At 61.1% G+C, this 11406-nt stretch carries 20 protein-coding genes and 1 other RNA gene; 11 read left to right on the top strand and 10 right to left on the bottom strand.

Features of this window, described 5'->3' with window-relative positions; translation table 11 throughout:
• The 4 genes from NKH93_RS22155 to NKH93_RS22140 form a co-directional block, all read left to right on the top strand.
• The coding region (locus NKH93_RS22155; RefSeq protein WP_352972062.1) for a biotin/lipoyl-containing protein at positions 1-200 on the top strand (200 nt) is incomplete at its 5' end.
• A gap of 161 nt (positions 201-361) precedes the next feature.
• On the top strand, positions 362-622 hold the full coding sequence (locus NKH93_RS22150; protein ID WP_023719653.1) for a DUF2312 domain-containing protein: 261 nt from the start codon (positions 362-364) through the stop codon (positions 620-622).
• Positions 623-683: 61 nt separating this feature from the next.
• The gene (locus tag NKH93_RS22145; protein WP_352683328.1) at positions 684-1124 is read left to right on the top strand and encodes a hypothetical protein; all 441 of its coding nucleotides are present in this window, start codon (positions 684-686) and stop codon (positions 1122-1124) included.
• Between the two features lie 69 nt (positions 1125-1193).
• Positions 1194-1508, top strand: a complete 315-nt coding sequence (locus tag NKH93_RS22140; RefSeq protein WP_023678043.1) for a hypothetical protein — start codon at positions 1194-1196, stop codon at positions 1506-1508.
• Positions 1509-1511: 3 nt separating this feature from the next.
• On the opposite strand, the gene msrB is transcribed toward NKH93_RS22140, so the two are convergent.
• From msrB to NKH93_RS22105, 7 genes are all read right to left on the bottom strand, one after another.
• Entirely contained in the window at positions 1512-1916 is a 405-nt protein-coding gene (gene msrB / locus NKH93_RS22135) for a peptide-methionine (R)-S-oxide reductase MsrB (protein ID WP_027152870.1), read from the bottom strand.
• A gap of 109 nt (positions 1917-2025) precedes the next feature.
• Positions 2026-2847 (bottom strand): MBL fold metallo-hydrolase, encoded by an 822-nt coding sequence (locus tag NKH93_RS22130; protein WP_352768406.1) that lies wholly within the window; start codon positions 2845-2847, stop codon positions 2026-2028.
• Positions 2848-4038: a vWA domain-containing protein gene (locus NKH93_RS22125; protein ID WP_352768403.1), complete on the bottom strand. Its 1191-nt coding sequence runs from the start codon at positions 4036-4038 to the stop codon at positions 2848-2850.
• Between the two features lie 9 nt (positions 4039-4047).
• Positions 4048-4452: a type II toxin-antitoxin system HicB family antitoxin gene (locus NKH93_RS22120; RefSeq protein WP_254816428.1), complete on the bottom strand. Its 405-nt coding sequence runs from the start codon at positions 4450-4452 to the stop codon at positions 4048-4050.
• Positions 4453-4461: 9 nt separating this feature from the next.
• Positions 4462-4656 carry a type II toxin-antitoxin system HicA family toxin gene (locus tag NKH93_RS22115; protein ID WP_126104508.1) on the bottom strand — a complete coding sequence of 65 codons (195 nt, stop codon included), beginning with the start codon at positions 4654-4656 and terminating at the stop codon, positions 4462-4464.
• Between the two features lie 61 nt (positions 4657-4717).
• The gene (locus NKH93_RS22110; RefSeq protein WP_352768400.1) at positions 4718-5164 is read right to left on the bottom strand and encodes a GNAT family N-acetyltransferase; all 447 of its coding nucleotides are present in this window, start codon (positions 5162-5164) and stop codon (positions 4718-4720) included.
• A gap of 117 nt (positions 5165-5281) precedes the next feature.
• A complete protein-coding gene (locus NKH93_RS22105) occupies positions 5282-6121 on the bottom strand; it encodes an AAA family ATPase (protein ID WP_352471229.1) in 840 nt (279 codons plus the stop codon).
• A gap of 176 nt (positions 6122-6297) precedes the next feature.
• On the opposite strand from NKH93_RS22105, the gene ssrS reads away from it, so the two are divergent.
• From ssrS to NKH93_RS22075, 6 genes are all read left to right on the top strand, one after another.
• A non-coding RNA gene (gene ssrS / locus NKH93_RS22100) (6S RNA) lies at positions 6298-6453 on the top strand.
• 139 nt (positions 6454-6592) lie between these two features.
• Entirely contained in the window at positions 6593-7180 is a 588-nt protein-coding gene (locus tag NKH93_RS22095; protein ID WP_352450855.1) for a 5-formyltetrahydrofolate cyclo-ligase, read from the top strand.
• Positions 7181-7261: 81 nt separating this feature from the next.
• Positions 7262-8086, top strand: a complete 825-nt coding sequence (locus NKH93_RS22090; protein ID WP_023678036.1) for a TIGR00282 family metallophosphoesterase — start codon at positions 7262-7264, stop codon at positions 8084-8086.
• A 70-nt stretch (positions 8087-8156) separates the two neighbouring features.
• Entirely contained in the window at positions 8157-8921 is a 765-nt protein-coding gene (locus NKH93_RS22085) for a TerC family protein (RefSeq protein ID WP_352972060.1), read from the top strand.
• A 53-nt stretch (positions 8922-8974) separates the two neighbouring features.
• Positions 8975-9262 carry a BrnT family toxin gene (locus tag NKH93_RS22080; protein WP_352972058.1) on the top strand — a complete coding sequence of 96 codons (288 nt, stop codon included), beginning with the start codon at positions 8975-8977 and terminating at the stop codon, positions 9260-9262.
• On the top strand, positions 9243-9530 hold the full coding sequence (locus NKH93_RS22075) for a BrnA antitoxin family protein (RefSeq protein WP_352450852.1): 288 nt from the start codon (positions 9243-9245) through the stop codon (positions 9528-9530). The genes NKH93_RS22080 and NKH93_RS22075 overlap by 20 nt, the downstream gene beginning before the upstream one ends.
• 42 nt (positions 9531-9572) lie before the next feature.
• Here NKH93_RS22075 and NKH93_RS22070 read toward each other — a convergent pair whose 3' ends face one another.
• From NKH93_RS22070 to NKH93_RS22060, 3 genes are read right to left on the bottom strand one after another with little or no spacing between them, the layout of a single operon-like run.
• Positions 9573-10040 (bottom strand): SRPBCC family protein, encoded by a 468-nt coding sequence (locus NKH93_RS22070; protein WP_352972057.1) that lies wholly within the window; start codon positions 10038-10040, stop codon positions 9573-9575.
• A gap of 25 nt (positions 10041-10065) precedes the next feature.
• Positions 10066-10428, bottom strand: coding sequence for a VOC family protein (locus tag NKH93_RS22065; protein ID WP_352972055.1), 363 nt, complete (start codon positions 10426-10428; stop codon positions 10066-10068).
• Positions 10429-10445: 17 nt separating this feature from the next.
• Complete coding sequence (locus tag NKH93_RS22060) at positions 10446-10928, bottom strand: SRPBCC domain-containing protein (protein ID WP_352972053.1); 483 nt, start codon at positions 10926-10928, stop codon at positions 10446-10448.
• Positions 10929-10979: 51 nt separating this feature from the next.
• Here NKH93_RS22060 and NKH93_RS22055 point away from each other — a divergent pair, with 51 nt between their 5' ends.
• Positions 10980-11303, top strand: coding sequence for an ArsR/SmtB family transcription factor (locus NKH93_RS22055; RefSeq protein ID WP_352471223.1), 324 nt, complete (start codon positions 10980-10982; stop codon positions 11301-11303).
• Positions 11304-11406: the final 103 nt, after the last annotated feature.

Raw genomic sequence — 11406 nt, 5'->3', positions numbered from 1 at the left:
GCGCGCCGATGCCTGGCGTCGTCTCGGCGCTTGCGGTCGCTGCCGGCCAGGCGGTGAAGGCCGGCGACGTGCTGCTGTCGATCGAAGCGATGAAGATGGAAACGGCGTTGCATGCCGAACGCGACGGCACCATAGCCGAGGTGCTGGTCAAGGCCGGCGACCAGATCGATGCCAAGGATCTGCTGATCGCGTTCGGGTGAAACAGGCCGGCATCAGAGAGACTTGTCGGCGCCTGGCAGCAGCCCTTCATGCCGCATCGATAGTACCTTGACCCGCCGCGCCCGGTCGGGCATCGAACCGCTGCAATTCGCCCGCTCGGGTCACCCCGAGTCGCGGCGAGAAACGACGCGGAGAGAAGAATATGGCCGACGACATCACCGAGACCAGCCAGACTGTTGCCGCCGGCCAGCTGCGCGCCTTCATCGAACGAATCGAGCGGCTCGAGGAAGAGAAGAAGACGATTGCCGACGACATCAAGGAAGTGTTCGCCGAGGCCAAGGGCACCGGATTCGACACCAAGGCGATGCGGTCGATCATCCGGCTGCGCAAGAAGGACCAGGCCGAGCGGCAGGAAGAGGAATCCATCCTCGATCTGTACAAGGCTGCGCTCGGCATGGTGTAAAGGCCGGCCTCGGCGCCGGAGACGATCGCGGGAGAAGCGGTTCTGACCATGGATTCCAGCCATGAGCGAATTCGATTTTGGCGCCCGCCGCGCCTCTGAATTCCGCCAACGCAGCTTCTGGACGCTGTTCGCGGAACGGCATCCGGATGAAAGGGCTCTGTTGGCGAGGCGCGGACCGTGGTTCTGGCAGCGTGGGCTGCCCGATTTCGCATTGGTCCTTTCCATGTACGTCGCGCCTGCGCACAATCATGTCGGCGTCTTCTTCGGCCGCAACGAGAAGTTCGGTGCCACGCAAGCCTGGTCGCGGTTGAAGCCGTTCCAGCCGGCCATCGAAGACAGGCTGAAGCTCAGGCCAGAACAAAGTTGCGACGGCCTCGGCATCAATTCGATGTGGCGGGTGAATTGTTTTGCCGAGGACAATTGGCCGGCGATGACCGACTGGCTGGTGACGGAAGCCTCACGTTTCGAGCGCGCGATTGCCGACGTTCTGGGTCAGGAATAAAGCAGGGTTTCCAGACGCAATCCTTGTGGAAGGGTTGCTCTGGTGAGCAGCCAGGGAGCCGGTCGATCGATGACGATCATGTCGCGCGTTGCCGCTTTCTTCCGCTCACGCTGGTTCGGCGGCGTGCCGCTCGATCGGCTGTTCTGGCGCGACCTGGTCGTTGTCGGCACAGCGATCAACGTCGCGTCGTCGGTGGCGGCGCTCATTCTGCTAGGATTGAAGCTGCCGCTTGCGCTCGTCCTGGCGGTACATTTCGCGCCGGTTCCCTACAATATCTTCCTGACCTTTGCCGTTTGGCGAACTGCCGGAAAATCGAGTGGCGTCATGGCCTCGCTGATGACTCTTGGCGCCACGTTGTGGCTGATCCTGGTGGTTGTGGCCTGACGATCAGGCGGCCGGCTCGAATTTGAGCGCCACGCCGTTGATGCAATAGCGCAGACCGGTCGGTGGCGGGCCGTCCTCGAAGACATGGCCGAGATGGCTGCCGCAGCGGGCGCAATGGCATTCGGTGCGGACCATGCCGTAGCTGCGGTCGACGGTGGTCTCGACCGAACCCGGCACTGGGTCGTTGAAGCTCGGCCAGCCGGTGCCGCTCTCGAATTTCAGCTTGGATTCAAACAAGGGCTGGTCGCAGCCGACGCAGGAGAAGGTGCCGGCGCGCTTCTCGTGCAGCAGGGCGCAGCTTCCCGGCCGCTCGGTGCCGTGGTTGCGCATCACCGCATATTGCTCAGGCGTCAGCCGGGCGCGCCATTCGGCATCGGTGCGGGTAACGGGGTAGGTGTGGCTGTCCATTTTTTCCTCTTAGCTTATGTCGCTATTTGGGTTGCCTTCGCAACTTCGCCTGAAATAGGCATTTGTTACGGCGTTTGCTCGTATTTCCTATCCTGCTGCGAAGAATCCCTCAGGCGATGGCCGCGAGATAGCGCGCAACCGATGCTGAAAATGCTGCCTTTGCATCTCCGATGACGTTCTGGTTCCACCATGCGCCGTAGATATGGTCGAACGCGAAAGGCTCCAGCGCGGCCTTGATGCCGAGCACTTTCGTCGCGTTGAGCGGGATATAGTTCGGATAGCTGTACATGAAGCTGACATGACGGCGGGTCGGCGTCACCTGCAGGATGTCGCCGGCCAGGATGGCATTGCCGCGGTCGCGCTTCCAGTGCAGTACCTGGCCACCGGCAAAGTGGCCGCCGCAGCGGATGAGCGTCAGCGACGGGTTTATGGCGCGCATCTCGCCTTCCCAACTGATGATTGCCGGATGCGGCCGCATGATCCACTGACGATCATCGGCGTGCAGATAAATCGGCACGCCGCCAAACGCCCCGCTCCATTCGACCATTGCCGAATAATAATGGCAGTGCGAAATGGCGATGGCGGTCAGGCCGCCCCGGCGGTTGATCTCGGCCACCGCCTCGTCGCTGACCATCGAGATGCAGTCCCACAGCACATTGCCGTGCGGCGTTTGCGCCAGCAATGCGCGCTGGCCGATAGCGAAGCGTGGCTCGATGCCGAAGGCGAGCACGCCGGCATCATCCTTGATCACGACCCGATGGCCGGCGGCGAGCTCTTCCGGCGTGGTCCAGGCCTGACCTTCCCAGCGCACATATTGCCGCTCGTCCTCGCAGATCGGGCAATGTCGCGGCGGCGTCGCTGTCGCCGCGAACTGGACACCGCATTGCAGGCAAAGGAAACAGGTCGACCGTCCTGTTTTGCGTGGATCCATTCAGTGCTTCCTTGAAAGTTGCTTCGTCGCGGCTTCGAGGCCGGCGAGCGTCAGCGGAAACATGCGGCCGCCAAAAATATCGCGGATCATGGCAATCGAATGGGTAAAACCCCAGTTCTTCGCGTCTTCCGGATTGAGCCAAATGGCGTTCGGCCATTGCTGCAGCAGCCTGCCGAGCCAGACGGCGCCGGCCTCCTTGTTCCAATGCTCGACCGAGCCGCCGGGTTGAGCGATCTCATAGGGGCTCATCGAGGCGTCGCCGACGACGATCACCTTGTAGTCGGGGCCATATTTATGGAGGAGATCGAAGGTCGGAATCACCTCGGCATGGCGGCGGCGATTGTCCTTCCACACGCCCTCGTAGAGGCAGTTGTGGAAATAGAAATATTCGAGCTGGCGGAATTCGGCGCGGGCGGCCGAAAACAGCTCCTCGACACTCCTGACATGGTCGTCCATCGAGCCGCCGACATCGAAGAACATCAGCAGCTTCACGGCATTGCGACGTTCGGGTTGTGTCTTAACGTCAAGATAACCGTGCTCGGCGGTGGCGTGGATGGTGCCGGGCAGGTCGAATTCCTGTTCGGCGCCTTCGCGCACCCAGCGGCGCAAGCGCTTCAGCGCGACCTTGATGTTGCGGGTGCCGAGTTCGACGGCGTCATCGAAATTCCTGAACTCGCGTTTGTCCCAGACTTTTACCGCGCGGCGGTTGCGGCTTTCGTGCTGGCCGATGCGCACGCCTTCGGGATTGTAGCCATAGGCGCCGAAGGGCGAGGTGCCGCCGGTGCCGATCCATTTCGAACCGCCCTGATGCCGGCCGTTTTGCTCCTCCAACCGCTTCTTCAGCGTCTCCATCAGCTTTCCGAAGCCGCCCAGCGCCTCGATCAGCTTCTTCTCCTCATCGGTCAGGTGCTTTTCGGCGAGCCTCCGCAGCCATTCCTCCGGGATGTTTGCGACATCGACCGGCTTTTCGCCAGCCAGCGCCTCGACACCTTTGAAGATGTGCGAAAAGACCTGGTCGAAGCGGTCGATGTGGCGCTCGTCCTTCACCAGAGCGGCGCGGGCGAGATAGTAAAAGCCCTCGACATCATAGTCGACCAGCCCGGCCTCCAGCCCCTCCAGCAGCGACAGATATTCGCGGAGCGAGACCGGAACCCGCGCTGCCTTCAGTTCGAGGAAGAAGGGGATGAACATGGTCCGACTTTATCTGTGTCCCTCGATCTTCTCCCGTGCGGCGCTGGCGATAAAGGCGGAACGCGTCAGACCACGCCGACCCGCTTCTTCGTCGATTGCTGCCAAAAGACCTGCGTCGAGCGACAGATTGGCCCGGACAGGCCGTCCGGAATCGATCAGCACAGGGATCATCACGGCGGATTCACCGGCAGCGCTATCGACTTCGCCCAGTCGGAGCAGATCTGCCACAGTGCGCGCCGCGGGCAAGGGCAAGTTCTTCGCCATTCGTGTCTCTGCCCATTCGCGAACGGCAGAAGTCGCATCGGCTATCGCCTCTTCGGGACTTGCGCCACCGCCGTGACATCCGGGAAGATCAGGCACCCGCACTCCCCAGACTTCATCTGCGCCGTCAAGAATTCCGACATAGTGCGTCATGATTCGTCCTTAAATCCATCCAGCAAGCCGGGCGATCGACCGCGCAACACCCAGAGATTGTTCGCGATGCCGCGGCACGATAATCATGATCTCCGGCCTTTCCGGATGCTCGTACTTCTCGTGTTTGCCGCCGCCTACGTTCACCCAGCCGTCACGTAAAAGCCTCGTGACAATCTTGCGCGTGTTGGTCTCGATCAGCGGCACTGTCGCCCCTGATCATGCGCAATATATTGCGCACAGGTGATTATTTCAATCGTTGGCTTCATCATAGCAGATCGTATTCGATGAAGCCGGTCCGCCGCGCCACGTGGTCGTAGAGCTTGCGTGCGGTGGCGTTGGTCTCGTGGGTCATCCAGTAGACGTTCTTGACGCCGACCTTGCCGGCTTCCTGCTTGACCGCTTCGATCAGGGCGGCGCCGACGCCCTTGCCGCGTACATCGGGGTCGGCGAACAGGTCCTGCAGATAGCAGTTGTTTATCTGCGACCAGCAGGAGCGATGGTAGAGATAGTGCGTCAGGCCGACGGCCTTGCCGTCGAGGGTGGCGATGAAGCCTTTCGGCTCGAACTCGCCCGCCGTGAACAGCCGCTTCCAGGTGACGGCGTAAACCTCTTCCGGCAGCTTGGTTTCGTAGAAGGTGAGATAGGCGGTCCAAAGACGCCGCCAATCGGCGTGGTGAGATTGCGCCAATGGGCGGATGGTGATCTCGGTCATTTCGTTTCCCTCTGAAGTCGGCAACCTGAAGCTGCCTCCGTGCCCGGCTAGAGGCAACGGTCCAGCACCGGGAAAGCGCTGTCCGGTGACTTCGTGGGCTTCCGGCCGACCGGCCCCTCATCCCTGCCGTCTCGCCATGAAGGCCAGGCGCTCGAACAGATGCACGTCCTGTTCGTTCTTCAGCAAGGCGCCGTGCAGCTTGGGCAGCACGTTCTTCGGGTCGGCGCGCAGGTCCTCGGGCGCGATCTCGTCGGCGACCAGCAGGCGGATCCAGTCGAGTGCCTCGGAGGTCGACGGCTTCTTCTTGAGGCCCGGCACGTCACGGATTTCATAGAATTGCGTGAGTGCGGCGCGCACCAGGTTCTGCTTGATGCCGGGATAGTGCACGTCGACGATTTTGTGCAGCGTCTCGACGTCGGGAAAGCGGATGTAGTGGAAGAAGCAGCGGCGCAGGAAGGCGTCCGGCAGCTCTTTTTCGTTGTTGGAGGTGATGATGACGATCGGCCGGACTGTGGCACGGATGGTCTCGCCGGTCTCGTAGACGAAGAACTCCATCCGATCCAGTTCCTGCAACAGATCGTTGGGGAACTCGATATCGGCCTTGTCGATCTCGTCGATCAGAAGCACGACTTTCTTGCCGGCAGCAAAGGCGTCCCACAGCTTGCCGCGCTTGATGTAATTGCGGATGTCGTTGAAGCGCTCGTCGCCGAGCTGGCTGTCGCGCAGCCGCGAGACGGCATCATATTCATAGAGGCCCTGCTGCGCCCGCGTGGTCGATTTGACGTGCCATTCGATCAGATCGAGGCCGAGCGCCGCCGCCACCTGGCGGGCAAGTTCGGTCTTGCCGGTACCGGGCTCGCCCTTGACCAGCAACGGCCGCTCGAGCGCGATCGCCGCGTTGACCGCCACCATCAGATCCTTGTCGGCGACATAGGCTGCCGTGCCTTCAAAACGCATTTTTGCTCCCGGGTTCATCGCGCGACCCTAAGGAGGCGGCCTTCGCTGTGCAAGGCGCTGCTGGCAAAGCGGGGATCTTGCCGGCGCGACCCTCGTCGAGCGGTTCTGCGTCGATTTAAGACTCGAAACTTGTCGTCTCTCTGGCGCTTGGTCTGCCGTCTGCCTATATTGGCGGAGACGGTCTGCGCTTCCCGGCAGGAGAACATTTTCCCCGGGGCCTTAATGATCCCTAGGGAGCTGTCCCTGGGAAGACCCGTGGGTTTTCTCATACGGCGCCCACCTACTTTGTAGGTTCCCGGGATCGCTCTCTCCACCGGTTGTGTGGATCGTCACCTGTCGAAAAGGCAATGTCTGGCGGATCTTGTCGTCGCGCCGCTTTGTGCGGTGCTCTCACGAACGAAGTTCGCCCCGCTCCTCCAAAACGTCGCTCGTAAAACTCCATCCAAATCTGACCTTTTCTAACGTCGGCGCATGACATCCCCAAAAGACCTGAAAAAAACTCTCCGCAACCAAGCCCTCGGGCGCCGCGACGCGCTCGATCCTTTCTGGCGGGTGGAGGCAGCACTCGAAATGGCCGAGACGGCGCGCGACCGGATCACCGTCGAGCCGGCCCAGATCGTCTCAGGCTTCTGGCCGATGCGCTCGGAAGTCGACGTCCGGCCGCTGATGTTTGCCTTGCGCGAAAAGGGGGCAAGACTCTGCCTGCCGGCCATCCTCAACAAGACCACCATCGTTTTTCGCGAACTGGTGCGCGGCGCGCCGATGATCGACATGGGCTTCGGCACCGTCGGGCCGCATGAGGAAGCCGAGGTGCTCGATCCCCAAATGATGCTGGTGCCGCTTGCCGCCTTCGATGCGCGCGGCCACCGCATCGGTTACGGCGCCGGCTATTACGACCGGGCGATCGCGCGGCTGGCCGACAAGGGACAGCAGCCGCGGCTGATCGGCATTGCCTTCGACTGCCAGGAGGTGGCCCTGGTGCCGGACGAGCCGCATGACGTGATCATTCCGGAAATACTCACCGAGAGCGGGTTGCGCCGGTTCGCGCCGAAATTGTAGATAAGTTCCTGGACGCATGGTCTTTTCCGAAAGTCATGCAGCTTTTTGCTTCGCTGACCTTCGGTTTGGGATCACGCTTATATGAGACTTCTCTTCCTCGGCGACATGGTCGGCAAGACAGGACGTACGGCGGTGTGGGAACAACTGCCCGGCCTGATCTCGGATTTCAAACTCGACTTCGTCATCGTCAATGGCGAGAACGCCGCCGGCGGCTTCGGCATCACCGAGGAAATTTTTCGCGAGACGATCTCGGCCGGCGCCGATGTCGTCACCACCGGCAACCATGTCTGGGACCAGCGCGATGCGCTGATTTTCGCGCCGCGCGAAGAGCGCTTCCTGCGTCCGTCCAATTTCCCCAAGGGTACGCCGGGGCGCGGCTCAGGCGTCTACATCGCCAGGAACGGCGCGCGCGTGCTGGTCGCCAACATCATGGGCCGGGTGTTCATGCATCCCGAGCTCGACGATCCGTTCCAGGCCGGCGAGCGCGAACTTGCCGCTTGTCCGCTTGGTGAGCAGGCCGATGCGATCGTCATCGATTTCCATGCCGAGGCGACCTCGGAAAAAATGTGTTTCGCCCACTTTGTCGACGGCCGTGCCAGCCTTGTTGTCGGCACCCACACGCATCAGCCGACCGGCGATCACCAGATCCTCAATGGCGGCACCGGTTATATTTCCGATGCCGGCATGTGCGGCGATTACGATTCCTCGCTCGGCATGGACAAGGAGGAGCCGCTCAACCGGTTCCTGTCCAAGGTGCCGAAAGGCCGCTTCGAGGCGTCGACCGGACCGGCGACATTGTGCGGCGTCGGCGTCGACATTTCCGACCGTAGCGGCCTGACCGAACGGATCGCGCCGTTTCGCCGCGGCCCGCGGCTGGAGGAAACGGCGCCATCCTTCTGGTCGTGACATTGATATGGACGCTTGCAGTACCCAATTGCCGGCGAAACTGCTCTAGATCGTAGAGGGGACGACCTCCATGCAGCTAGTCGAATTCCTGGCGCCGCATTTCGCCTTTGTCTCCGACCCGACGGCATGGATCGCGCTGCTGACGCTGGTCGTGCTGGAGGTCGTGCTCGGCATCGACAATCTGATCTTCATCTCGATCCTGACCAACAAATTGCCGGTAGCGCAGCGGGCCCGCGCCCGGCGGCTCGGCATATCCGCCGCGCTGGTGATGCGGCTGATCCTGCTGGCCACCATCTCGATCATCGTCCAACTGACGACGCCGATATTCACCGCCTTCGGCCACGGCTTTTCATGGCGCGACCTGATCCTGATCGCCGGCGGCCTGTTTCTCGTCTGGAAGGCGACCAAGGAGATCCACCACACGGTTGATCTCGATGATCACCAAGACACCATGATGGGCGAGACGCTGCAGCTTTCGCTGGCCGGCGCGATTTTCCAGATATTGCTGCTCGACCTCGTCTTCTCGATCGACTCGATCATCACCGCCGTCGGCATGACCGACGAAATCGCGATCATGTACATCGCGGTGATCGTGGCGGTGAGCGTGATGATGCTGGCGGCCGGGCCGCTGGCCGATTTCATCGCCAGGAACCCCAGCATCGTCATGCTGGCGCTCGGCTTCCTGCTGATGATCGGCATGACGCTGATCGCCGATGGCATGGGTTACCACGTGCCGAAAGGCTACATCTACGCCGCCATGGGTTTTTCGGCCTTGGTCGAAGGGCTCAACATGCTGGCGCGGCGCCGGAAGAAGGCAAAGGGCGGCGGGCACTGACTTGACTCTTACAGAATTGTGCGTACAATTTTGTAAATCACGGTGCCGCCATATTGCGATTTGAATGGGATCCCGAGAAGGCCAAGCGCAACCGTGCCAAGCATGGTGTTGCGTTCGATCTCGCCAAAGATGTCTTCAAGGATCCGCTTCATCTGATTGTGCCTGACCGGTTTGAAGATGACGAGCAAAGTTGGCATGCGATCGCGATGATCCAAGGGCTGGTGGTACTGCTCGTTGTTCGCACTTATCCCGATGTCGAAGATGAAGAACGAATTCGGATTGTCGGTGCCCGGAAAGCAACGCCGCATGAAAGGAGGCGCTATGAGCAGGAAGGAACTTAGCCAAGATCAGCGCAACCAGCTCGCCAATTTGGCAGATTTGCCTGACAGCGAAATTGACACGTCCGACATTCCGGAAACTTCGGCCGAGAATTGGGTTCATGCTCGCCGAGGGCACCTCTACCGGCCACTAAAGCAGCCGGTGACCATTCGGCTTGACGCTGATGTGCTGTCCTGGTTCAAGGAGCATGTCGAAGGCGGTGGCTATCAAACGGAGATCAACCGCGTGCTCCGCCGTCATGTGCTAGAGCAGGAAAAGCGGCGTTCCTGAGCATTCGCGGTCTGTTGCCAGCCGATCTTGGCTCGCCGTTACTTAATTTGCTGGAACGTCCTTCGGGTGGCGGTCGCCGATCAGGCCGAGCATCACGCCTTGCTCCAGCCACGCCTTGGCGCCGGCGAGCACCAGCGCAAAACCGCCGGTCGAGCCGATCGCCTGCTTGACCTGCTCGTCAGGGCTGCCGGCAAAGCCGAAATTGCGGACCTCGACAAAGGTCGTGTTGCCCGGCATCTCCTCGAAAGTCCAGACCACCGTAGTCGGCGGATCGCTCCATTGCATGACGATCTTCTTGTTATCGGCGATCTCACTGACATTGACCGTCGTCGAGACGCCATACATGCGCCATTCCCAGCGAACTTTGTTGCCGCTGTCCAGCCTGTCGCTGCCATGGGTGAACCAGAACTTCGTCGTGATCGCCGGATCGACGAAGGCTTCGAATACGTCGGCGACCGGCCGCCTTATCAGCATGCCGGCTTCGGCGGTCGGTGTTTCGCGGATTTTCATCCTCCTTTCCACGGCGCCGCCCTGTTCACCAGGCATCCGGTTCGCGCACCAGGTGAATGATGTTGGTCGGGTTGGTGATCCAGCCGCCGCGAAAGCCTTCACCCAGTGCCTCGATGGCATCGCAGCGCACGACACCGGCCTCGGCGAGATGCTCCGCAGCGGCCGGAAAATCATCGGTGAACAGTTCCAGCCAGATCTCGCCCTGGCTCATCATCGGCGCCTCGTCGATCCACAGCCGATTGGGACCGAGTTCGAAGCCGACGGCCGGCGGCTTGGCGGTGAATGGCTTCAGGCCGATGACGTCGCGATAGAAGGCGACCGTTGCCTGGTATTGATGCGGCGGGACCTTCATCGCGATGTTGATGCCGCCGGTGATCTTCGCGGTCATTCTTACTCCATTTGCTCTCAGATGTTGTTCTCGTTGGCCGGCTCGCCCTTCATCTCGCTGCGGAAATAGCCGTCGCGCAGATTGATGCCGTATTCGACATAGGCCTTCATGCAGGCCAGCATCTGCGACCAGCCCTCGCAATTGAGGTAGGATTTCTTCAGGCCGACCGCGTCCTCGTGCCAGCCGGTTTCGGCGATGGTGACGAAGGTGCCGCCATCGTCGAGCGGCTCGAAATTCATCTCGATGCGAGTCTTGTAGGCTGGCTTGCCGTCGACGTCGGTGGCATCCCAGCGCAGCACGATGCGGCTGTCTTTCTTCACCTCGTCGACCTCGACGGGAACCTTGCCCCACCAGATGACGGTGGCACCCGCCACCAGCAGTGCGCTGGCGCCGCCGATCGTGGTGAAGTAGCCGCTAAGTTTCTTCGGATTGACGACCGCATCGAAGACTTCGGCGACGGGTTTGCCGATGCGGCCAGAAACCCTGAATCCAAGAGACATATCCACAGCTCCTTCCTTGAATGGCTCAATGATATGTTATAGAAATATAACATGTCAAGCCAATCGCGGGACGACAATGTTTTCAAGGCGCTGGCGCATCCGCGCCGGCGTGCGTTGCTCGACCGGCTGAAGGATGCGCCGCAGACCACCGGCATGTTGTGCGATGCCTTCCCCGACATGGACCGTTGCACGGTCATGCTGCACCTGAAGGTGCTGGAGGAGGCCGACCTGGTCGTGGCGCGGCGCGAGGGGCGCGAACGCTGGAACCATCTCAACGCGCTGCCGATCAAGCACATACACGACCGCTGGATCAGTCAATATGCCACGCACGCGATCGGCATCCTCGACCGGCTGAAATCCGATCTTGAGGGATGAAAGGTTTGCCGAAGCCTGCCGATTTTCGGATCTTGAAAGCCTTGCGTGCCGGCAGCAATGGCGCGGCTGGACGAATTGAGCCGATTTATCTATAAGCCGGCCA

Origin of the sequence: Mesorhizobium sp. M0954 (assembly GCF_040319155.1) — a bacterium.
In the GTDB taxonomy this organism is placed as follows: Bacteria; Pseudomonadota; Alphaproteobacteria; order Rhizobiales; family Rhizobiaceae; genus Mesorhizobium.
Note: the sequence above shows the minus strand (reverse complement) of the source record. Positions and strands in the feature narration are given on the sequence as shown.